Below are 19,565 nucleotides of genomic sequence, written 5' to 3'. Positions count from 1 at the left end.
GGCCTCGGAGGCATGAATGGCGCCCGGGCCAGAGCGAGCGAAGGGCCCCCGACGCTATGGTCGGGGGCCCTTCGTGGCCTGCGTGGCGCGGTGCCGTCGTCAGCCGGTCGCGACGGATCGGTTGACGACGGACCGGCTTACTGGGTCAGCTTGGCCAGGATGCCGTTGAGAGTGCTCGACGGCCGCATGACCGGCTCGGCCTTCTCGTCACGGGGGCGGTAGTAGCCACCCAGTTCGACCGGCGATCCCTGAACGGACAGGAGTTCCTCGGCGATCTTGTCCTCGTTGGTCGCGAGGTCTTCCGCGATGCCAGCGAACAGCTGGGCAAGGTCGGCGTCCCGCGACTGATCCGCGAGCTGCTCCGCCCAATAGGTTGCCAGGTAGAAGTGGCTTCCACGGTTGTCGATCTCGCCGACCTTGCGGGAGGGTGACTTATTCTCTTCCAAGAACTTGCCGGTCGCCGCGTCGAGAGTATCCGCGAGGATCTGCGCGCGATCGTTGCCCGTGGTGGTGGCCAGGTGCTCGAAGGATGCCGCCAGCGCCAGGAACTCGCCGAGGGAATCCCACCGCAGGTGGTTTTCCTCGATGAGCTGCTGAACGTGCTTCGGGGCGGATCCACCCGCGCCCGTTTCGAACAGCCCGCCGCCGTTGATCAGCGGGACGATCGAGAGCATCTTGGCCGACGTGCCGAGCTCCAGGATCGGGAACAGGTCGGTCAGGTAGTCACGCAGAACGTTGCCGGTCACGGAAATCGTGTCCAGGCCCTGACGGATCCGGTCCAGGGAGAACTTGGTCGCGGCGATGGGGTCGAGGATTCGAAGGTCGAGACCCTCGGTGTCCTCGTCCTGGAGGTACTCGTTGACCTTGGCGATCAAATTGGCATCGTGAGCGCGCTCGGGATCGAGCCAGAACACGGCCGGCGTGCCCGACTCGCGGGAGCGCCGGACGGCCAGCTTGACCCAATCGCGCACCGGAACGTCCTTCGTTTGGCACGCGCGCCAGATGTCGCCCTGTTCGACCTCGTGGGACATGAGGACCTCGCCGGCGGAGTTGAGGACGTCGACGACGCCCTGGCCCTCGATCTCGAAGGTCTTATCGTGTGAGCCGTATTCCTCTGCCTTTTGCGCCATGAGCCCCACGTTGGGGACCGAACCGATGGTGGTCGGGTCGAGGGCGCCGTTGGCGCGGCAGTCCTCGATCACCGCCTGGTAGACGCCGGCGTACGAGGAGTCGGGGAGGACAGCGAGGGTGTCGTGCTCGTCGTCGTCCGCTCCCCACATGTGGCCCGAGGTGCGGATCATCGCGGGCATCGAAGCGTCGACGATGACGTCCGAGGGGACGTGCAGGTTGGTGATTCCCTTCCGGGAATCGACCATCGCGAGCGAGGGGCCTTCTTCCAAGCCGCGCTCGATGCCTTCCTTGACGCCGCGGGCGGTGTCCTCGTCGAGGAGGTCCAGCCCGTTGAGGATCGAGGCCAAGCCGTTGTTGGGGGAGAGCCCCGCCGCCGCGAGCTGCTCGCCATAGGTTTCGAAGACGCCCGGGAAATAGGCCTTGACCGCGTGCCCGAACAGGATCGGGTCGGAGACCTTCATCATGGTCGCCTTGAGATGGACCGAGAACAGGATGTCCTCCTGCGCGGCCCGCTTGACCTGCGCGGCGAGGAACTCGTCCAGGGCCGAAGCGCGCATGACCGTGGCATCCACGATCTCATCCTTGAGGACCGCGAGCCCTTCCTTGAGAACCTTCTCCGTGCCGTCCGCGGCGGTAAAACGGATGGTCAACGTGTCGTCCGACGGCAGAATGACGGACTTCTCGTTGGACTTGAAGTCGTTCTCACCCATCGTCGCGACGTTGGTCTTCGAGTCGGGGGACCACGCTCCCATGGTGTGCGGGTTCTTGCGGGCGTAATTCTTGACCGAGAGGGGAGCCCGGCGATCGGAGTTGCCCTCGCGCAGCACCGGGTTCACGGCGGAACCCTTGACTCGGTCGTAGCGTTCGCGGACATCGGCGTCCTGCTCCGACTTCACCTCGTCCGGGTAGTCCGGCAGGTCATAGCCGGCGGCCTGAAGCTCCTTGATCGCGGCCTTGAGCTGCGGAACCGAGGCGGAGATGTTCGGCAACTTAATGATGTTGGCCTCGGGGGTCTTGGCCAGCTCGCCGAGCTCCTTGAGCGCGTCGGCGACCCGCTGATCCTCGGGCAGAACATCGTTGAACTGCGAGATGATTCGTCCCGCCAGCGAGATATCACGCGTTTCGACGTCGACACCGGCGCTCTTGGCGTAGGCCTCCACGATCGGCTTGAAGGAATAGGTGGCCAGCAACGGTGCTTCGTCGGTCTGGGTGTAAATAATCTTGGACATACGCTTTGGCGTGCTCCCTGCTTCATCTCGAGGGTAATTTCCACGTTTCAATATACCGGACCGGCCGAATCACGTGACGGGTTCGGTCGCTGTGTGGACTCACCGACCGGGTGCGGACGAGATAGCGTGAGATTTATGACGACATATCGGATCAAGCGCGTTTACGAGGCGCCCGAATCGACCGACGGGGCACGGGTTTTGGTCGACCGCATGTGGCCGCGCGGTGTGGCCAAGGCCGACGCTGAGCTCGACCAGTGGGCGAAGACCATCGCACCCTCGCCGGAGCTTCGACGCTGGTTCGGTCACGATCCCGAGAAATTTGCCGAGTTTCGGAATAAATACCGGCACGAGCTGGCCCATCGGGAGGAGAACCGAGAAGCCGTGGCGAACCTTCCGCAGGAGGACACGGTGACGCTGGTTTACGCCGCCAAGGACGAGGAACACAACCACGCCGTGGTCCTCAGAGATTTCCTCTCCTCGCGATGACAGAATCCGGCCGGAGCGCTTATACAGTGGATTCATGCCTCATCTCACCGTCTCCGCCGTGGTCGTCTCCGATGCCGAAGGTCGGGTCCTGACCGTCCGCAAACGTGACACGGGCGCCTTCATGTTCCCCGGCGGCAAGCCCGAGCCCGGAGAAGAGCCGGGGGCCGCGGCGATCCGCGAGGCCCGGGAAGAGCTGGGCGTCGGAATCGACCCGGGCGACTTGGAGTATCTGGGCACCTGGGAGACCGACGCCGCCAACGAAGCCGGCTACGGCCTCACGGGCCACGTCTACCGGTGGGTCGGTTCGGAGAAGGCTCTGGAGGGTCGGGTCCTCGAGCCCCGCGCCGAAATCGACGAGTTGCGGTGGGTCTTCCCGGAAGACGGAGAGCCCATGGCGGACCTCGCGCCCCTGACCAGAGACTGCGTCTTTCCCGCGCTGGCTTCCCGCGCGCCGGCCAGCGGGAAGAACTGAGAAACCCACAGGCCGAAATCGACGGGAACACAGGCCCGGCAAAGGCGGGAGCGGCATCCTCAGAAACATGAAAACACAGGGTGCGAATCACGAGACCAACAGCCCGACCGGCGTTCCCGCCCGACCGGGGTCGCAGCCCCGCCGATCCTGGGCACGGCGAGTCCTGTCCGGAGCGGGGGCCACCGCGATGCTGGCGCTCGCGGGCTTCGGGGTGATGTCCGCCGCGGAGACCCAGGCCGCCGGGGTCAAGGCGCAGAATTACGTGGCGATGCAGCAACCCGCGGTGATGAACGGCGAGGCGGCCTATCGCGACCGACCGAACCTCTAAAATCTCGGGTGATGACCTGAGGACGCACCGCCTTCACGAGGAGGTCTTACCATGACCCGAATCCTGATGACCGGATTCGATGCCTTCGGCGGATTATCCGCCAACCCTTCCTGGGCGGCCGCCCGTCACGTCGCGGATCGAGGCTCCACCTCGGGCGTCGACGTCGTGGCCGAGCGGTTGCCCGTGAGCTTCGAGGAAGCACCTCGTCGGCTTGCCGAGTTGATCAGGCGCTATCGCCCGAGCGCCGTCATCAACCTGGGGGTGGCCATCGGTCGACAGAGCCTGTGCGTGGAACGAGTCGCGATCAATTGCCTGGACGCCGGAATTCCGGACAACAGCGGTCGCCAACCCATCGACGAAGAAGCGGTTCCGGGAGGCCCTACCGCGTATTTCAGCACCCTGCCGCTGCGAGAGATCGTGAGTGCGTGGGATGCAGAGGGGTTGCCGGGGCGGATCTCCAACACCGCCGGAACCTACGTGTGCAACCGCACCATGTACGAAACTTTGCACACCGCGGCGGAGAACGGCGTCGTTCGCGGCGGTTTCATCCACGTTCCCTTGACCCGCGAATCATCGGGGGCCGAAGACCTCCCGGTGCTGGACCAGCGGCACATCGATCGCGGGGTTCACCTGGCTCTGAACGAAGTGGTGCGTTCCCTCGACCGGGCCACCGGTTGAGGGAACGCACCCCGAGTGAGGGCTGTTACTTCCTGCGCTTGTCGAGGTAGTAGGAAATCAACGAGCGAGTCGAGGAATCCTCGCGCGCGACGGCATCGGCGTCGCCGCCGACGGCCGGCGCGAGCTCCTTGGCGAGCTGTTTGCCGAGTTCGACGCCCCACTGGTCAAAGGAGTCGATGCCCCAGATGGTTCCTTCGACGAACGTGATGTGCTCGTAGAGGGCGATGAGCTGTCCCAGCACCGACGGGGTCAAGGCCGGGGCCATGATGGACGTCGTGGGACGGTTCCCGGAGAACACCCGGGCCGGGACGACGGACTCTTCGGTTCCCTCCGCGCGGACCTCCTCGGCCGTCTTGCCGAAGGCCAAGGCCTTTGTCTGGGCAAAGAAATTCGCCAGGAAGAGTTCGTGCACATCGTTATCCCCGTCTCGGGTCGGGTGCACGGGATTCGCGAAGGCGATGAAGTCGGCCGGGATGGTCCGGGTGCCCTGGTGAATCAGCTGGTAGAAGGCGTGCTGCCCATTGGTTCCAGGTTCACCCCAGAAGATCTCGCCGGTTTGGGTGGTAACCGGCGACCCGTCCCAGCGCACCGACTTGCCGTTGGACTCCATGGTCAGCTGTTGCAGGTATGCGGGGAATCGATGCAGGTACTGGTCGTAGGGAAGGACAGCGTGGGATGCCGCATCGAAGAAGTTGACGTACCAGACGTTGAGCAGCCCCATGAGAAGGGGCAGGTTGCTCTCGGCCGGAGCGGTACGGAAGTGCTCGTCCATCGCGTGGAAGCCCGCGAGGAATTCCTCGAAGGCGTCCGGCCCGAAGACGACGGCCAGCGAGGTTCCGATCGCGGAATCCACCGAGTAGCGACCGCCCACCCAGTTCCAAAATCCGAAGGCGTTCTGCGGGTCGATGCCGAAGGCCTCGACCTTGTCTAAGGCCGTGGAAACCGCCACGAAGTGGCGGGCGACGGCGTCCGCCTCGGACGCGTCCTGTAGCGCGCCGGATTCGCGCAGCGTGTCCAACAACCACGCGCGGCAGACGCGGGCGTTCGTGAGCGTCTCGAGGGTGCCAAAGGTCTTGGACGCCACGATGAACAGCGTGGTCTCCGGATCCAGGTCCGCGACGGTTTCGGCGGCGTCGGTCGGGTCGATGTTCGAGATGAAACGCGCCGACAGCCCATCCTGAGCGTAGGGCTTGAGCGCCTCGTAGGCCATCACGGGACCGAGGTCTGAGCCCCCGATGCCGATGTTGACCACGGTCTCGATCGGGCGATTCGTTACGCCGGTCCATTCGCCGGAACGGACCCGATCCGCGAAGTCGTAGATCTTGGCGAGGACCTCGTGGACGTCTTCGTCGATATTCTGTCCGTCGACCACGAGCTCCGGTTCGGCACCGCGCGGGCGTCGCAACGCGGTGTGGAGGACGGCGCGGTCTTCGGTGACGTTGATGTGCTCACCGGCGAACATGGCATCGCGGCGTTTTTCGACCCCGGCCTCCTCGGCCAGCTTCAGGAGGAGATCCCTGGTCTCGCGGGTCATCAAGTTCTTGGATAGGTCGGCGACCAGATCGCCGGCCGTCACGGTGAAATTCTCTGCTCGGTCGGGGTCCTGTTCGAACCATCCCCGCAGATCGGGGGAGAGCTCGGAATGGTGACGCGTCAGCGCCTTCCAGGACTCGAAGGACGTGACGTCAGACAGCTCTGTAACACTCATGCCTTCATTCTGCTCCGTGCGGCCCGGATATTCCACACACGAATACTGCCCGTCGCGCCCCCGCGGTGGTGCCGGGCTCCGAGGGAATCACGGGGCGGACGAGTTGGCCCCGGCGCGGCATTTTTGTTTAGGCTTTAAAAAGGTGCCAAATTACTGTGAATTTCTGCAGTGGCCACCGTGAGCAATCCTGTGGACCAGGAAATAGATAGTAAAGCAATCTTGTTTGTCGAGACCCGTGGACGTGAGTGAAGAAGTGAGTGGTGTATGGCGAATATTCTGACGAAGAAGCCGGATCTGAGGGTCGGAGACGTACCTGACAGGCTTCAACGAAAAATGAAGCGGGGTGCCATCGATCCCCGTGTGTTTGTTCCTGCCGCCATCATTATGGCGATTTTCATTAGCATCACTATGATTTTCCCGGAACAGGCCAACGACGTGTTCACGGCGCTTCAGGAAGACGTCATTGGATATTTCGGGTGGTACTACACGGCGATTGTTGCCATTTTCGTCATCTTCGCCCTGTACCTCGGCTTTAGCCGCCTGGGTGACATCAAATTGGGGCCGGATGACTCCACGCCCGACTACTCGTTCCAGACGTGGCTGGCGTTCCTGTTCGCTGCGGGCATGGGGATCGGGCTGGTTTTTTACGGTGCGTCCGAGCCGATCTCTCACTTTGTTTCCCCGCCGCCGGAGGTCTCCGGCACGCGAGAGCAGGTGGCACAGCAGGCGATGTCGCGTTCCTTCCTTCACTGGGGCCTGCACCCGTGGGCCATCTACGTGATCGTCGGAATGGCCATCGCCTACGCGACGCACCGGAAGAAGCTCCCGCTGTCCATCCGCTTCTCTCTGAAGCCGCTCCTGGGAAACAAGATCAGCGGCGTGTGGGGCGACGTGATCGACGTCGTCGCTCTGGTCGGGGTGCTCTTCGGTGTCGCGACGTCCATGGGCCTGGGTGTCATGCAGATTGCCTCGGGTCTGGGATTCCTGGACATCGATGCCTCGAATAACGTCGGCTACACGCTGATCATCATCCTGCTGTCGGCCGTCACGCTCTTCTCGGTGGTGACCGGCCTGGAAAAGGGGATGAAGTGGTTGTCCAACGGCAACCTGATCCTGGCGGCCATCATCGTGCTCTTCGTGCTGATCATGGGACCCACCATTTTCCTGTTGCGGGAGTTCATTCAGTCGATCGGCAACTACCTGCAGAACGTCATCCAGATGACCTTTTCGACGTTCGCCTTCAACGGCTCCGAAGGCCAGGAGTTCGCGGGAACGTGGACGACCTTCTACTGGGGTTGGTGGATTTCCTGGTCGGCCTTCGTCGGCATGTTCATCGCCCGTGTTTCCCGCGGCCGCACGGTTCGTGAATTCGTGCTCGCGGTCCTGCTGGTCCCGGCCGCGATGTCCTTCTTCTGGTTCGCCGTGATGGGCGGTACGGCCCTCAATCGGGAACTCTTCGGCGAGGGAGGCCTGGGGCAGCTGTCCTCGGACGGAGTCCTCTTCACGGTGCTTCAGGACCTGCCCGCCTCGGGCGCCTTGATCGTGGGCTCGGTCATCCTGATCATCGTGTTCTTCGTGACCTCCGCCGACTCGGGGGCTCTCGTGCTCGGCATGATCTCTTCCTCGGGGTCCCCAGATCCGAAGACCTGGGTCAGGGTCTTCTGGGTCCTGGTGGCCGGGGGCACGGCACTGTCCCTCCTCTGGGCCGGCGGTGAGAACTCGCTCAATGCGATCCAGACGATTTCCATTCTGACCGCGTTGCCGTTCTCCGTGGTGATCGTCTTGATGTGCATTTCGCTCTTCAAGTCGCTCCAGGCGGAGCACGAGCTGCTGATTCGCGCGCAGCGTCGTCAGGCGCGCCACGAATTGGCCGACGAGATCACCGAGAGCGTGAACAACCAGGTCGAGGCCAACTTCAGCGAGTTCGAGGAGCAGTGGAATGAGCGCCTGGAAACCGAGGCGACGGCATCCGCTACCTCGGGCGGGACGTCTTCGACGGAATCCGGCGGCGGACGGGGTAAGTCGTCCTCGCGTCGGATGCGGCGAGGGCGTCATCGTTCGGAGTAGGTGCGTTCGTGCCCTAGTCCACGTGGACTGACATGAAGTGGCCCACCGTCCGATCGGACGGTGGGCCACCGCCGTTAACGCTGTTAAAAATTCGTAATATTCGTCATGAAGCACGAAGTGGAGAAGTGGGAAAGCTTCCGACTTGGGGCTTTGCTGACGGAGGTGCCCCGGGGTGAATTCCCGGGCTCGGGTTCCATGAAATCTGAACTATCCTTTCTCGTGACGTGTAGCCCGTCACATGCATGTGGTGGCAACCGCCGGCCGAGACCCTCGGATCCGGAAGGTTCAACGCGTACACCTTTTAGTTCGAACCCAGACCAAGGAGGCGTCATGCGCTTCTCTCGATTCACTTCCGTACTCGGCGTCGCCGCCGCCTCTGCGCTCGTGCTGTCGGCATGCGCGTCGACCGGTGATAGCAACGCCGCAAGCAAGGACCAGACCAAGTCCATCTCCATCGCCGAGACCAACTCCTTTACCTCCCTGAACCCCGAAAGCGCGGACGGCAACAGCGACATCAACAGCAAAATCGCGTCCTTGACGCACGGTGGGTTCCTCACCATCAGCGATCAGCTTGAGGTCCTGAAGAATGACAAGAGCTTCGGAACCGTCGAGGTGCTCTCGAAAAGCCCGCTCAAGGTGAAGTACACGCTCAACGAGGGCGTGGAGTGGGATGACGGCAATAAGGTCGACGCCGGCGACTTCCTGCTCTCGTGGGCCGCGATGTCCGGACACTTCGACGGGAAGGAAAAGGACGGAGTCACCTACTTTAACTTTGCGGGTGACTCCGAAGGCCTGGGCATGACCGACATGCCGGAGCTGAGCGACGACGGCCGGTCCATGACCCTGACCTACTCGGAGCCGTTCATCGACTACGAGACAGCCTTCGACATGGGGGTTCCGGCTCACGTGGTCGCCAAGCGTGCCGGGATGAGCGAAGAGGACCTGGTCAATCTCATCAAGACCGCGAAGCCGGGCGAGGAGAACGAGCAGCTCCGCAAGGTTGCCGATGTCTGGAATAAGGGCTTCTCGACCACGGTCAAGCCGGACGACGCCTCGTTGCTCGCCTCGAGCGGACCCTACAAGATCAAGGACATCGTCGAGAACCAGTCGGTCACTCTGGTCAAGAACGACAAGTACAAGGGGCCGGCGCCGAAGATCGACGAGATCACCATCAGGACCCTCGGCGACGCCAACGCCCAGATTCAAGCCCTGAACAACGGCGAGGTGGACATCATCTCGCCGGCGGCCTCCGTGGACACGATTCAGCAGCTCGAGAAGGCTCAGGGGGTTAAGACCCTCGTCGGGGACCAGCTCTCCTACGACCACCTCGATCTGAATTTCGGCAGCGATGTCTTCGCGGACGAGGATGTCCGAAAGGCGTTCCTCCTCACGATTCCCCGGCAAGAGATCGTGGACAAATTGATCAAGCCGATGTCGGATAAGGCCGATGTGCTGGATTCCCAGGTATTTGTTTCCAGCCAGAAGCAGTACAGCGATGCCAAGGCCAAGAACGGATCCTCCGAATACGACCCCGCGAAGGTCGAGGAAAACATCGCGAAGGCCAAGGATTTGCTCAAGGGTAAAACCCCCGAGGTCCGGATCTTGTACAACAATAACAATCCGGTGCGGAGCAATACCTTCCAAATGATCCAGGCGTCCGCGGAGAAGGCCGGCTTTAAGGTCATCGATAAGGGCTCGGCCGACTGGTCAAAGCAACTTCCGAAGGGCGACTACGATGCATCGCTCTTCGGCTGGGTGTCGACCGGTGTCGGCCATAGCAGCTTCGGCCAGATCTTCGACTCCAAGGGCGGAAGCAACTTCACCAAGTACGACAATAAGATCGTCGACGAGAAGACCGCCGAGATGCGGACCACCGTTGGCGACGAGGATAAGGCCGATCAGCTCGCCGTGGATATCGATCGCGAGCTCTTCAAGGACGGCTATGGTCTCCCGCTGTTCCAGACCACGGGGGTTCTCGGTATTAAGGACCGCGTCAAGGGCATCGAACGCTATAACCCCGGATCCGCGGGCATTTATTGGAATGTCCAGGATTGGGACGTGACGTCCTAATCAGGAAACGCTCGCTGCGGCCCGTGGGTCGAATGTCATGGTCGAGTCAAGAGCATGACATCCAGCGCGTGTCCCCGGTCAACCCAGGGGACACGCGCGATGCGACCCGCGGGCCCCGTGACGATATCCATCGACGGGTGAATTCATGCTGGTTTATATACTCAGGCGGCTCGCGGCTGCGTTGCTGATCCTCTTTGCTGCCACGTTCCTCGTATTTGTCTTGGTCACCTACGCGGGGGATCCTCTTAAAGAATTTCGAGAAAGCGCCGATCCCAGCGCCAAGGCGCTCATGGCGGCCCGGGAAAAGGCGCTCCATCTGGACATTCCACTCATTCCGCGATATTTCATGTGGCTGCGGGGAGCGGTGGGATGCCTCAACCCGCTCGGTAACACGTGCGATTTGGGCCACACCTTTTCCGGTCAATTAGTCACCGAGGCCCTGGGGAATGCGATTGTCCAGACCCTCATCTTGATTACCGCGGCAACGATCCTTTCCATCTTGATTGGTATCGCCTTGGGCGTGGTTGCCGCGCTGCGTCAAAATTCCACGGTGGACTATGGAATCACGTTCATCGCGTTCCTCAGCTTCTCTCTGCCCTCCTTCTGGATCGCGGTGTTGCTGAAAGAATTCGGCGCCATCGGATTCAACAATTTTCTCCAGGATCCGACCCTGTCCGTCGCGACCATCGTGGTCGTCGGCGTCGTGGCCGGGGTGATCTGGTACCTGGCCTCGTACGGACGCCGAGGGACGCGTCTCCTGTTCGGGGGCATCGGCTTCGTGCTGACCGTCCTCGTTCTCTTCGGGGTCTCGGCGACCCGCTGGTTGGCCCGCCCCTCCTTGGGCATTCCGCTGATCCTCGTGCTGGGCGTGGCCACGGCGCTTCTCTTGACGAGCCTGGTCTCGGGGCTGCGGAACCGGAGGGCGCTCTGGTCCGGCCTCGTGGTGGTGGCCATCGGGCTCGGGGTGTATTTCCCGATTCAGACGGTCCTGGGGCAGGCGACGTGGTGGCTCATCATCGGGTTGGGAATCCTGGCCCTGGTCATCGGGGCGGTCGTGGGGTGGCTCTTCGGAGGTTACGATCGCGGTCAGAACATCAAGGTCTCCATGATGACCGCCCTGGTCATTAGCCTTTTGGTCTTCGCGGACCGGATGATGCAGTCCTGGCCGGCCTACGTAGCCAACGGGCGCATCTCCGGCCGGCCGATCGCGACCGCGAACTCCGCGACGCCGGGGCTGAGCGGAGACCTGTGGATCACCGGGATCGACCGATTCACCCACCTGGTTCTGCCGACGATTGCCCTGACCCTGTTGGCGCTGGCCTCGTACTCCCGGTATTCGCGGGCCTCCATGCTGGAAATCATGTCGCAGGACTACATCAGGACCGCGCGCGCCAAGGGTGTTTCGGAGCGTTCCGTGGTGGTCAAGCACGCGTTCCGCAACGCATTGATACCCCTCGCAACGCTGATCGCCTTCGACATCGGAGGCATCATCGGCGGCGCGGTGGTCACGGAATCGGTCTTCGGCTTTTCCGGCATGGGCAACCTGTTCGTTAAATCATTGGGCGGCCTCGACATCTACCCGATCATGGGATTCTTCCTGGTGACCGGGCTGACGGCCATGGTCTTCAACCTCGTGGCCGACCTGGTGTATTCCGTCCTCGATCCGAGAGTGAGGGTCAAAGCATGACACGGTCTCGTTTTACGCCTGGACACCGCGAGCCCGAGGAAGAGCCGCTGACCCAGACTCAGGCCTTGAAATTGGAGGCGGCGCTGGAGGAAGCCCAAGGGGCCGTCCCCGTCGGAAAGAGCCTCACGCAGGGCCAGATGGTGTTCAAACGGTTCCGGGGCAATAGCGGGGCGATCGTAGCCCTCGTGTTTCTTCTGGGCATCGTGGTCCTGGCCGTGACGTCCATCGGGATCGGTCCCGTGCCGGGCTGGTGGAAATACGGATATACGGACATGAGCCCGCTGGTCGACGGCGGCGCCCCGACCATCGGGCTCGGGGGCCTGGGCGAGCACCCCTTTGGGCAAGATACGACGGGCCGGGATCTGTTCGCGATGACCATGCGGGGAACGCAAACCTCGCTGTTCGTCATGGTCATCGTGGGGATCATCGCGGCGATATCCGGGGTGGTCGTCGGCGGGGTCTCGGGTTACTTCCGGGGCTGGACCGAGGCGATCCTGATGAGGTTGACGGATATCGTGATCATCGTTCCGATGTTGGTGCTGACCGCGGTTCTCGGTCAGATGGTGATCAGCCGCATTCCCGCGGGTCCCGGTCGAATCGTGGCCCTGTCGGTGCTGATCGGTCTGGTGGCGTGGACGGGGCTCGCACGGTTGGTGAGGGGCGAGTTTCTCACGCTCCGCGAGCGTGAGTTCGTCGACGCGGCGCGTTTGGCGGGGGCGTCGTCGCGACGCATCATCTTCAAGCACATCCTCCCGAACTCGGTCGGCGTCATCATCGTCAACGTGACGCTGCTGATGTCGGCGGCGATCCTGATCGAAACCTCCCTGTCCTACCTCGGGTATGGGATTCAGGCGCCGGACTGGTCCTTGGGCTCCGTGATCAATGCCAACCAATCGGCGTTCTCGACCCGTCCGTGGCTTTTCTGGTGGCCGGGACTCTTTATCGTCGCCATTTGCCTGTGCATCAATTTCATCGGTGATGGCCTTCGAGACGCCTTCGACCCGCGGCAGAAGAAGTTCAACCCGCGGCGTGCGAAGGCAACCTCCGCACATGCCTCCGAATAGGACGCCGGGCCTACCGCGGCACCCGGTGTCACCACAGCGCGATCATCGAGGCGAACAGCACCACGGCGATGCTCATGGGAAGGACGTTCCACCGTGACGTTGGAGGGGTGCTGGCCTCCCGGGTCTGACCCGTTTCGACCTGTTCCGTCCAGTGCCCCACGATCACGTGGGCGGCCTGACCGGAGACGGTGGTCTTGAGGTCGCCGAGGGAAATTCCCTCGTGGGCCCCGGATCCCCGGAGGACGGCGTGGTGCCGCACGTGGTCCGGGAGCGCCCGCTTCACGGATGCGACGCCACCCGACGGGGCCCCCACCACGTGGATCCTGCGCGTGGCGGTGACCAGGTGCAAGCCGAACCTCGTGGACACGTCCACGAGGTGCGCGAAGCGGATCTCGTGGGTCTTGAGGGGGTTGACCACCGTGATGCGGTGCTCCTCCACGACCAGCCGCGGATAGGCCAGTAGCCACCAGGCCAGGTATCCGGCGAGGGCGAGGTGCGTGGCCACGGGGGCCGCCCGGTGAGGCTCGTGCGCACCGACCGCGATCAGGACCACGAGGAGCAGCGTGTCCGCGAGGATCACGAGGATCCGCATGGGCCAGGACCGAAAAACTATCCGTTGCTGAGTGAAGAATCGCGTCGACATACATCAAATTTAAAACACCGTTCGGAGGAAGCAACCCGAGCGCTCACGAGACAAGGACATATCGATGAAGAAGCAGGCCGGAGGATTCGGCAGGGGAGTGCTGTCCGGGCGAAGGGGACGGCACGCGGCGGGTCGCGGGGGTGCGCAAGAGGCGGCGTCGACGGCGGGACCGTTGCTGCAGGTCCAGTCGCTGCAGGTGGAATTCGGGGTGGACCGTTCCTGGATTCCGGCCGCCATGGACGTGAGCTATCACGTCAACGCGGGAGAGGTCTTGGCCCTCGTGGGGGAGTCGGGGTCCGGGAAATCCGTCTCGACGATGGGCATGCTGGGCCTTCTGCCGAGCAACGCGCGCGTCACCGGGTCGGTCAAGCTCCGTGGCCAAGAACTCGTGGGGCTGTCGAATCGCGAGCTGCGCCAGGTGCGCGGGGACGACGTCGCGGTGATCTTCCAGGAGCCCATGACCGCCCTGAACCCCGTGTACTCCGTGGGCGACCAGATCGTCGAGACCCTGCGTCTGCACCGGGACATCTCTCCGGCCGAGGCCAAAGAGCGGGCCCTGGCCATGTTGGAACTCGTGGAACTGCCCGACCCGCAGAAGGCCTTTGCATCCTTCCCGCACCAGCTCTCGGGTGGTCAACGTCAACGGGCCATGATCGCGCAGTCCCTGTCCACGGATCCGCAACTGCTGATCGCGGACGAACCCACCACGGCCCTGGACGTCACGGTCCAGGCGGAGATCTTGGACCTGTTGCGGAATCTGCAACAGAAGCTGCACTCGGCGATCATCCTGATTACCCACGACATGGGCGTGGTCGCCGATCTCGCCAACCGGGTCGCCGTCATGAGGCGCGGGCGGATCGTCGAAATGGGTGACGTGCACGATGTCTTCGAAAACCCCCAGCATGACTATACGAAGGCGTTGCTGTCCTCCGTCTTGCACTTGGGCCACGGGGAGCAGGACCACACCCTCGACGTCAACGCCGCGATCGAGGACGTCGCTCGCGGCGAGCGGCCCGTGACGGAGGCCTTGGAGAAGTTGGCGCCCCGCCGGGAGGGCGAGGTGGTGTTGAACCTGACCGACGTCGTCCTCGAGTACCCGAGGCAGGGGCGCGTGCCGGCGTTCAGGGCCGTGGAAAACGTGACCATGTCGATCTACGAAGGTGAGGTGGTCGGCCTGGTCGGGGAGTCGGGGTCGGGGAAATCGACCATTGGCCGGGCCTCGGTCGGATTGCTGGACATCGCCGCGGGGTCGCTGACCGTCGGCGGCACGGAACTCCGGGGAGCGAAACCCTCGACCATACGCAAGGTCCGGCGGGACGTCGGCATGGTGTTCCAGGATCCCTCCTCGTCGTTGAATCCTCGGTTGCCCATTGGAGAATCCATCGGGGAGCCGCTGTACCTGGCGGGGGTCGCCAAGGGGGCCGAGCTTCAGCGGAGGATCGCCGATCTTCTGGATCGGGTGCAGTTGCCGCACTCGTACCGGAACCGCTTCCCTCACGAACTCTCCGGCGGCCAGAAACAACGGGTCGGGATTGCTCGGGCCCTCTCGCTGAGCCCCCGCCTGTTGGTCGCCGACGAGCCGACGTCGGCCCTGGACGTATCGGTCCAGGCCAAGGTCCTGGAGCTTTTCAAGGATCTGCAGAAAGAACTGGGGTTCGCGTGCCTCTTCGTGACCCATGACCTCGCCGTGATTGACGCACTGGCCGACCACATTTGCGTGATGCAGCGCGGCAAGTTCGTCGAGCAGGGGCCTCGCGAGCAGGTGTTGCGCTATCCGCGCGAGGCCTATACCCAGCGGTTGCTCGCGGCGGTCCCTTTGCCGGATCCTCAGCAACAGAACGAGCGCCGGAAATTGAGGGCGCAATTGGCCAACACCTCGGCCTGAGAGGTGCTCCTGTAGATCGGGGCACGCGACCCGCGCCAACATGACGCTCGGTTGCGTGCCCCGATCCGCGCGTGTGTCGATATCTCCGCGAGATTTTTTTCGGGGACCGCGGATCGGCCGTCCGGGCCGGAATTCCGCGGCGGAGGCCTTGCCGACCTGGTCCGATGATGGTCCTGGGTGAACGGATGGGGGTATCCGCGTCCAAGATGTGGTCTACACTACACAGCAAGCGTGTTGTGTCTCACAATGTCCGTTCCTCGACGATGAGGACCGAGGCCGAAGTACGAGGACCGCTCGCCGATCACATCGATATTTCACCTAGGAGGCGAAATGCGCTTCTCCCGCATTTCAACGTACGCGAGCGTCGCGGTCATTTCTGCGTTGGCTCTTTCAGGCTGTGGCGGAGGCTCCGGTTCCTCCGGCGGCCAAGCCGATGCATCCGCGGTCATCACCGCGGATAGCGTCGAGCCGCAGCACCCGCTGGTCCCCACCGACACCAATGAAAACGGCGGGGGAGTGGTCGTTGAGAATCTTTTCAACGGCCTGATTTCCTATGACGAGAACGGCAAGGTCGAGAACGATCTCGCCGAATCCATCGACTCTCAGGACCAGCAAAACTGGACCATCAAGATCAAGAAAGACAAAAAATTCACCAATGGCGAGCCCGTAACGGCCCAGTCCTTCGTGGATTCGTGGAACTTCGGCGCGGCCGCCAAGAACGCCCAGGCATCGTCCTCGTTCTTCAGCCCGATCGAGGGTTATGACGCCGTCGCCGCCGAGGGGGCAACCGAGGACAAGATGTCCGGCCTGAAGGTCGTCGACGACACCACCTTCACCGTCAAGCTCTCCTCGCCGGAATCCGACTTCAGCCAGCGTTTGGGCTACACGGCCTACGCGCCGATGCCGGAGTCGGCCTTCAAGGACATCAAGGCCTTCGGTGAAAACCCGGTGGGCTACGGGCCCTACAAGATGGCCAAGGAGGGCGCCTGGCAGCACAACACCCAGGTCGACCTGGTGAAGAACGACGATTACGAAGGCCCCGAAAAGGCCAAGAACGGCGGCATCACCTTCAAGCTCTACCAGAACCCGGATACCGCGTACCAGGATCTTCTGGCCAACAACCTGGACGTGTTGCAGCAGATCCCCACCTCCGCGTTGAGCAACTACAAGGACGATCTCCCGGACCGCAACCTGGATAAGCCGTACGCCGGCAACCAGACCATCGCGATCCCGGAGTACCTGAAGAACTGGAGCGGCGAGGCGGGCAAGCTGCGTCGCCAGGCCATCTCCAAGGCCATCGACCGCGACGAGATCACCAAGGTGATCTTGAACAACACGCGCAAGCCGGCCACGGACATGACGGCTCCGGTCCTCGAGGGCTACAAGGACGATCTGAAGAACTCGGATAACACCAAGTTCGACAAGGACGAGGCCAAGAAGCTCTGGGACGAGGCCGAGAAGATTCAGCCGTACGACAAGTCCGAGAAGTTCACGATCGGCTACAACGCCGATGCCGGCGGACACAAGAAGTGGGTCGACGCCGTCGCGAACCAGATCAAGAACAACCTCGGGGTCGAGGCCGAAGGCAAGTCCTACGCGACCTTCAAGGAGCTCCGGACGGACGCGACCAGCGGCAAGCTGACCGGTGCGGTGCGTTCCGGATGGCTGGCCGACTACCCCTCGCTGTACAACTTCATGGGCCCGATCTTCACCAAGGGCGCCGACTCGAACGACTCCCGGTATGACAACCCCGAGTTCGAGGCCAAGCTGAAGGAAGGCCTCGAGGCCAAGGACCAGTCCACCGCGCAGGAGAAGTTCCAGGAGGCCGACTCGATGTTGCTCGGCGACCTCCCGGCGATTCCGCTGTGGTACCAGCAGGCCAACGTCGGCTGGTCGGAGAACGTTTCGGGCGTCAAGGCGTCCTGGAACGGAACCCCCATGTACTACGCCGTGGAGAAGACCTCTTAAGAGTGTCCTCGTCGACACACTAGTCACGCGATGGAGGGTCGTTGATCGGCCCTCCATCGCCGCTTGCCTCAAAGGTTGATCATGATGACTTTTTGCAGTTCCCCATTGCGCCCTCACGCGGGCGTCGCGACATCGAGGAGGGGATAGGGCATGTTGTGGTATCTCGTCAAAAGACTCCTCCAGCTGATCCCCGTTTTCCTGGGTGCGACACTTCTGGTCTATTTCTTGGTTTTCATGCTGCCGGGCGACCCGCTCGCGGCACTGTGCGGTGACAAGGGCTGTAGCCCCGGCGTCGCAGCGGCGCTGACCGAGAAGTACCACCTCAACGACCCCTTCTTTGTTCAGTACTTCCACTATCTCGGGGGATTGTTCACCGGTGACCTAGGGGTTAACTTCTCCGGCCGCGAGGTCAGCTCGATCGTGGCCAATGCCTTCCCGGTCACGGCCCGACTGGCCATCGAGGCGTTGCTTTTTGAGGCGTTCTTCGGTGTGCTCTTCGGCCTCTACGCGGGGCTGAAGAAGGGTAAACTCTTCGACTCGACGGTTCTGGTCGTCTCCCTGATCGTCATCTCGATCCCGATCTTCGTCTTGGCCTTCGTCCTGCAGTTCGTGGTCGGCGTCAAGTGGGGACTGGTCAAGCCGACCGTCTCGGGCACTGCCGGATGGGGTGAGCTGATCCTGCCGGCGATCGTGCTCGGCCTGGTCTCCTTCGCTTACGTCCTGCGGCTCACCCGCACGGCCGTGGCCGAAAACGCGAGTGCCGATTACGTCCGCACCGCGACCGCCAAGGGGCTCAGCCGCCGCCGCGTGGTTGGCGTGCACATTCTGCGCAACTCGATGATTCCCGTCGTGACCTTTCTCGGCGCCGACCTCGGTGCGCTCATGGGTGGCGCCGTGGTGACCGAGGGAATCTTCAACGTTCCCGGCATCGGCTCACAGCTGTACAAGGCCCTCACCCTGGGCGACGCTCCCAGCGTGGTTTCCATCGTCTCGATCATGGTTTTGGTCTTCTGCGTGGCGAACCTCCTGGTGGATCTGCTGTACGCCTGGCTCGACCCGAGGATTCGCTATGCATAAATTTGAACCCACAGATTCCGAATCGGTCGCCACGGACACCGCGGCGGCCTCCGGGCGGCACCGCGCCACCCCGGAAATGGCCGAACACGCCGTGGCCGGAAACCAGAAAGATTTCGGTGCCTCCGCGATCGCGACCGAACGGTTCGTCGCCGATATCGACGAGACACCGGTGGTCGCGACGGACTCCGCGACCACGGACGAAGCGCCGCTGAGCCTCTGGCGCGACGCGTGGCGGCAGCTCAGGAAGAAGCCGACGTTCATCGTCTCGATGGTCTTGATTGTTCTGGCGGTCCTGATCGCGTTCTTCCCGCAGATCTTCTGGACGGAGAACCCCGCCAACGCTCAGTGCCTGCTGGAACACTCCAACGGCAAGGCGACCGGCGGGCACTTCATGGGATTCACCGCGCAGGGCTGTGACGTGTATTCCCGCGTGATCGCGGGCACCCGTGCGTCGCTGACCGTCGGCCTGTTCTCGACCCTGGGGGTCGTGGTCATCGGCGGCATCATCGGCGCGATCGCCGGCTACTTCGGCGGTTGGGTCGACGCCGTCCTGGCGCGACTGGGCGATATCTTCTTCGCCCTGCCCCTGATCCTCGGTGCCCTGGTCGTCATGCAGCTTCCCGTCTTTCGCGAGCATCGCGGTGTCTGGACCCTGGTCGCGATCCTCGTGCTCCTGGGCTGGCCGCAGGTGGCGCGCATCATGCGCGGCGCCGTCGTCGAGGTGCGCAACGCGGACTACGTCACGAGCGCCCGATCTCTCGGGGTCTCGCCCTTCGGAATCCTGTTGAAGCACATCATCCCGAACGCCATGGCCCCGGTGATCGTGATCGCGACGATCTCGTTGGGCACGTTCATCGTCGCGGAATCGACCCTGTCCTACCTGGGCATCGGCCTTCCTCCCGAGTCGATGAGTTGGGGAAATGATATTTCGGACGGTAAGGACGCGTTCCGCTCCAACCCGATGCCCGTGTTCTGGCCCGGTTTGGCCCTGTCCCTGACGGTCTTGAGCTTCATCATGTTGGGCGACGCCCTGCGCGATGCGCTCGACCCCAAATCACGGAAGAAGTAGACG

15 protein-coding genes are annotated in these 19,565 nt (G+C 62.9%); 12 read left to right on the top strand and 3 right to left on the bottom strand.

Translation table 11 applies throughout. The annotated features are described in order from the left end of the window. Nucleotides 1-137: 137 nt before the first annotated feature. A complete protein-coding gene (locus tag CURSPS6_RS06065; protein WP_030014874.1) occupies nucleotides 138-2,360 on the bottom strand; it encodes an NADP-dependent isocitrate dehydrogenase in 2,223 nt (740 codons plus the stop codon). Between the two features lie 135 nt (nucleotides 2,361-2,495). Between CURSPS6_RS06065 and CURSPS6_RS06060 the strand changes: the two genes are divergently transcribed. From CURSPS6_RS06060 to pcp, 4 genes are all read left to right on the top strand, one after another. Further along, nucleotides 2,496-2,846 carry a DUF488 domain-containing protein gene (locus CURSPS6_RS06060; protein ID WP_030014873.1) on the top strand — a complete coding sequence of 117 codons (351 nt, stop codon included), beginning with the start codon at nucleotides 2,496-2,498 and terminating at the stop codon, nucleotides 2,844-2,846. A gap of 34 nt (nucleotides 2,847-2,880) precedes the next feature. Beyond that, nucleotides 2,881-3,318, top strand: coding sequence for an NUDIX hydrolase (locus CURSPS6_RS06055; RefSeq protein ID WP_030014872.1), 438 nt, complete (start codon nucleotides 2,881-2,883; stop codon nucleotides 3,316-3,318). Nucleotides 3,319-3,385: 67 nt separating this feature from the next. Continuing rightward, nucleotides 3,386-3,646, top strand: coding sequence for a hypothetical protein (locus tag CURSPS6_RS12515; protein ID WP_030014870.1), 261 nt, complete (start codon nucleotides 3,386-3,388; stop codon nucleotides 3,644-3,646). A gap of 51 nt (nucleotides 3,647-3,697) precedes the next feature. Then, entirely contained in the window at nucleotides 3,698-4,324 is a 627-nt protein-coding gene (gene pcp / locus CURSPS6_RS06050) for a pyroglutamyl-peptidase I (protein ID WP_030014869.1), read from the top strand. A gap of 25 nt (nucleotides 4,325-4,349) precedes the next feature. Here the strand turns inward: pcp and pgi are convergent, their stop codons facing one another. Continuing rightward, a complete protein-coding gene (gene pgi / locus CURSPS6_RS06045; RefSeq protein WP_030014868.1) occupies nucleotides 4,350-6,032 on the bottom strand; it encodes a glucose-6-phosphate isomerase in 1,683 nt (560 codons plus the stop codon). A 333-nt stretch (nucleotides 6,033-6,365) separates the two neighbouring features. On the opposite strand from pgi, the gene CURSPS6_RS06040 reads away from it, so the two are divergent. From CURSPS6_RS06040 to CURSPS6_RS06025, 4 genes are all read left to right on the top strand, one after another. Further along, the gene (locus CURSPS6_RS06040) at nucleotides 6,366-8,099 is read left to right on the top strand and encodes a BCCT family transporter (protein WP_051687676.1); all 1,734 of its coding nucleotides are present in this window, start codon (nucleotides 6,366-6,368) and stop codon (nucleotides 8,097-8,099) included. A gap of 330 nt (nucleotides 8,100-8,429) precedes the next feature. Then, nucleotides 8,430-10,169 (top strand): ABC transporter family substrate-binding protein, encoded by a 1,740-nt coding sequence (locus CURSPS6_RS06035; RefSeq protein WP_030014866.1) that lies wholly within the window; start codon nucleotides 8,430-8,432, stop codon nucleotides 10,167-10,169. 145 nt (nucleotides 10,170-10,314) lie between these two features. Then, entirely contained in the window at nucleotides 10,315-11,856 is a 1,542-nt protein-coding gene (locus tag CURSPS6_RS06030; RefSeq protein WP_030014865.1) for an ABC transporter permease, read from the top strand. Further along, nucleotides 11,853-12,920, top strand: coding sequence for an ABC transporter permease (locus CURSPS6_RS06025; protein WP_082470139.1), 1,068 nt, complete (start codon nucleotides 11,853-11,855; stop codon nucleotides 12,918-12,920). Before CURSPS6_RS06030 ends, CURSPS6_RS06025 begins: the two co-directional genes overlap by 4 nt. A 28-nt stretch (nucleotides 12,921-12,948) precedes the next feature. Here CURSPS6_RS06025 and CURSPS6_RS06020 read toward each other — a convergent pair whose 3' ends face one another. Further along, nucleotides 12,949-13,563: a PH domain-containing protein gene (locus CURSPS6_RS06020; protein ID WP_152978067.1), complete on the bottom strand. Its 615-nt coding sequence runs from the start codon at nucleotides 13,561-13,563 to the stop codon at nucleotides 12,949-12,951. A gap of 64 nt (nucleotides 13,564-13,627) precedes the next feature. On the opposite strand from CURSPS6_RS06020, the gene CURSPS6_RS06015 reads away from it, so the two are divergent. The 4 genes from CURSPS6_RS06015 (at nucleotide 13,628) to CURSPS6_RS06000 (ending at nucleotide 19,562) form a co-directional block, all read left to right on the top strand. Then, nucleotides 13,628-15,448 carry an ABC transporter ATP-binding protein gene (locus CURSPS6_RS06015; protein ID WP_082470137.1) on the top strand — a complete coding sequence of 607 codons (1,821 nt, stop codon included), beginning with the start codon at nucleotides 13,628-13,630 and terminating at the stop codon, nucleotides 15,446-15,448. A 330-nt stretch (nucleotides 15,449-15,778) separates the two neighbouring features. Further along, nucleotides 15,779-17,416, top strand: coding sequence for a peptide ABC transporter substrate-binding protein (locus CURSPS6_RS06010; RefSeq protein WP_030014859.1), 1,638 nt, complete (start codon nucleotides 15,779-15,781; stop codon nucleotides 17,414-17,416). Between the two features lie 150 nt (nucleotides 17,417-17,566). Further along, on the top strand, nucleotides 17,567-18,493 hold the full coding sequence (locus tag CURSPS6_RS06005) for an ABC transporter permease (protein WP_030014857.1): 927 nt from the start codon (nucleotides 17,567-17,569) through the stop codon (nucleotides 18,491-18,493). A 76-nt stretch (nucleotides 18,494-18,569) separates the two neighbouring features. Further along, nucleotides 18,570-19,562, top strand: a complete 993-nt coding sequence (locus CURSPS6_RS06000) for an ABC transporter permease (RefSeq protein ID WP_051687837.1) — start codon at nucleotides 18,570-18,572, stop codon at nucleotides 19,560-19,562. Nucleotides 19,563-19,565 lie beyond the last annotated feature (3 nt).

The sequence above is a fragment of the Curtobacterium sp. S6 genome (genome assembly GCF_000710345.2).
Classification (GTDB): domain Bacteria; phylum Actinomycetota; class Actinomycetes; order Actinomycetales; family Micrococcaceae; genus Rothia.
This window is presented reverse-complemented; position numbering and strand designations above follow the sequence as displayed.

What these genes read in the sequence shown, in the direction of transcription:
- CURSPS6_RS06065 (WP_030014874.1), bottom strand. Translation starts at nt 2,360, where the DNA reads ATGTCCAAGATTATTTACACCCAGACCGACGAAGCACCGTTGCTGGCC.
- CURSPS6_RS06060 (WP_030014873.1), top strand. Translation starts at nt 2,496, where the DNA reads ATGACGACATATCGGATCAAGCGCGTTTACGAGGCGCCCGAATCGACC.
- CURSPS6_RS06055 (WP_030014872.1), top strand. Translation starts at nt 2,881, where the DNA reads ATGCCTCATCTCACCGTCTCCGCCGTGGTCGTCTCCGATGCCGAAGGT.
- CURSPS6_RS12515 (WP_030014870.1), top strand. Translation starts at nt 3,386, where the DNA reads ATGAAAACACAGGGTGCGAATCACGAGACCAACAGCCCGACCGGCGTT.
- pcp (WP_030014869.1), top strand. Translation starts at nt 3,698, where the DNA reads ATGACCCGAATCCTGATGACCGGATTCGATGCCTTCGGCGGATTATCC.
- pgi (WP_030014868.1), bottom strand. Translation starts at nt 6,032, where the DNA reads ATGAGTGTTACAGAGCTGTCTGACGTCACGTCCTTCGAGTCCTGGAAG.
- CURSPS6_RS06040 (WP_051687676.1), top strand. Translation starts at nt 6,366, where the DNA reads ATGAAGCGGGGTGCCATCGATCCCCGTGTGTTTGTTCCTGCCGCCATC.
- CURSPS6_RS06035 (WP_030014866.1), top strand. Translation starts at nt 8,430, where the DNA reads ATGCGCTTCTCTCGATTCACTTCCGTACTCGGCGTCGCCGCCGCCTCT.
- CURSPS6_RS06030 (WP_030014865.1), top strand. Translation starts at nt 10,315, where the DNA reads ATGCTGGTTTATATACTCAGGCGGCTCGCGGCTGCGTTGCTGATCCTC.
- CURSPS6_RS06025 (WP_082470139.1), top strand. Translation starts at nt 11,853, where the DNA reads ATGACACGGTCTCGTTTTACGCCTGGACACCGCGAGCCCGAGGAAGAG.
- CURSPS6_RS06020 (WP_152978067.1), bottom strand. Translation starts at nt 13,563, where the DNA reads ATGTCGACGCGATTCTTCACTCAGCAACGGATAGTTTTTCGGTCCTGG.
- CURSPS6_RS06015 (WP_082470137.1), top strand. Translation starts at nt 13,628, where the DNA reads ATGAAGAAGCAGGCCGGAGGATTCGGCAGGGGAGTGCTGTCCGGGCGA.
- CURSPS6_RS06010 (WP_030014859.1), top strand. Translation starts at nt 15,779, where the DNA reads ATGCGCTTCTCCCGCATTTCAACGTACGCGAGCGTCGCGGTCATTTCT.
- CURSPS6_RS06005 (WP_030014857.1), top strand. Translation starts at nt 17,567, where the DNA reads ATGTTGTGGTATCTCGTCAAAAGACTCCTCCAGCTGATCCCCGTTTTC.
- CURSPS6_RS06000 (WP_051687837.1), top strand. Translation starts at nt 18,570, where the DNA reads ATGGCCGAACACGCCGTGGCCGGAAACCAGAAAGATTTCGGTGCCTCC.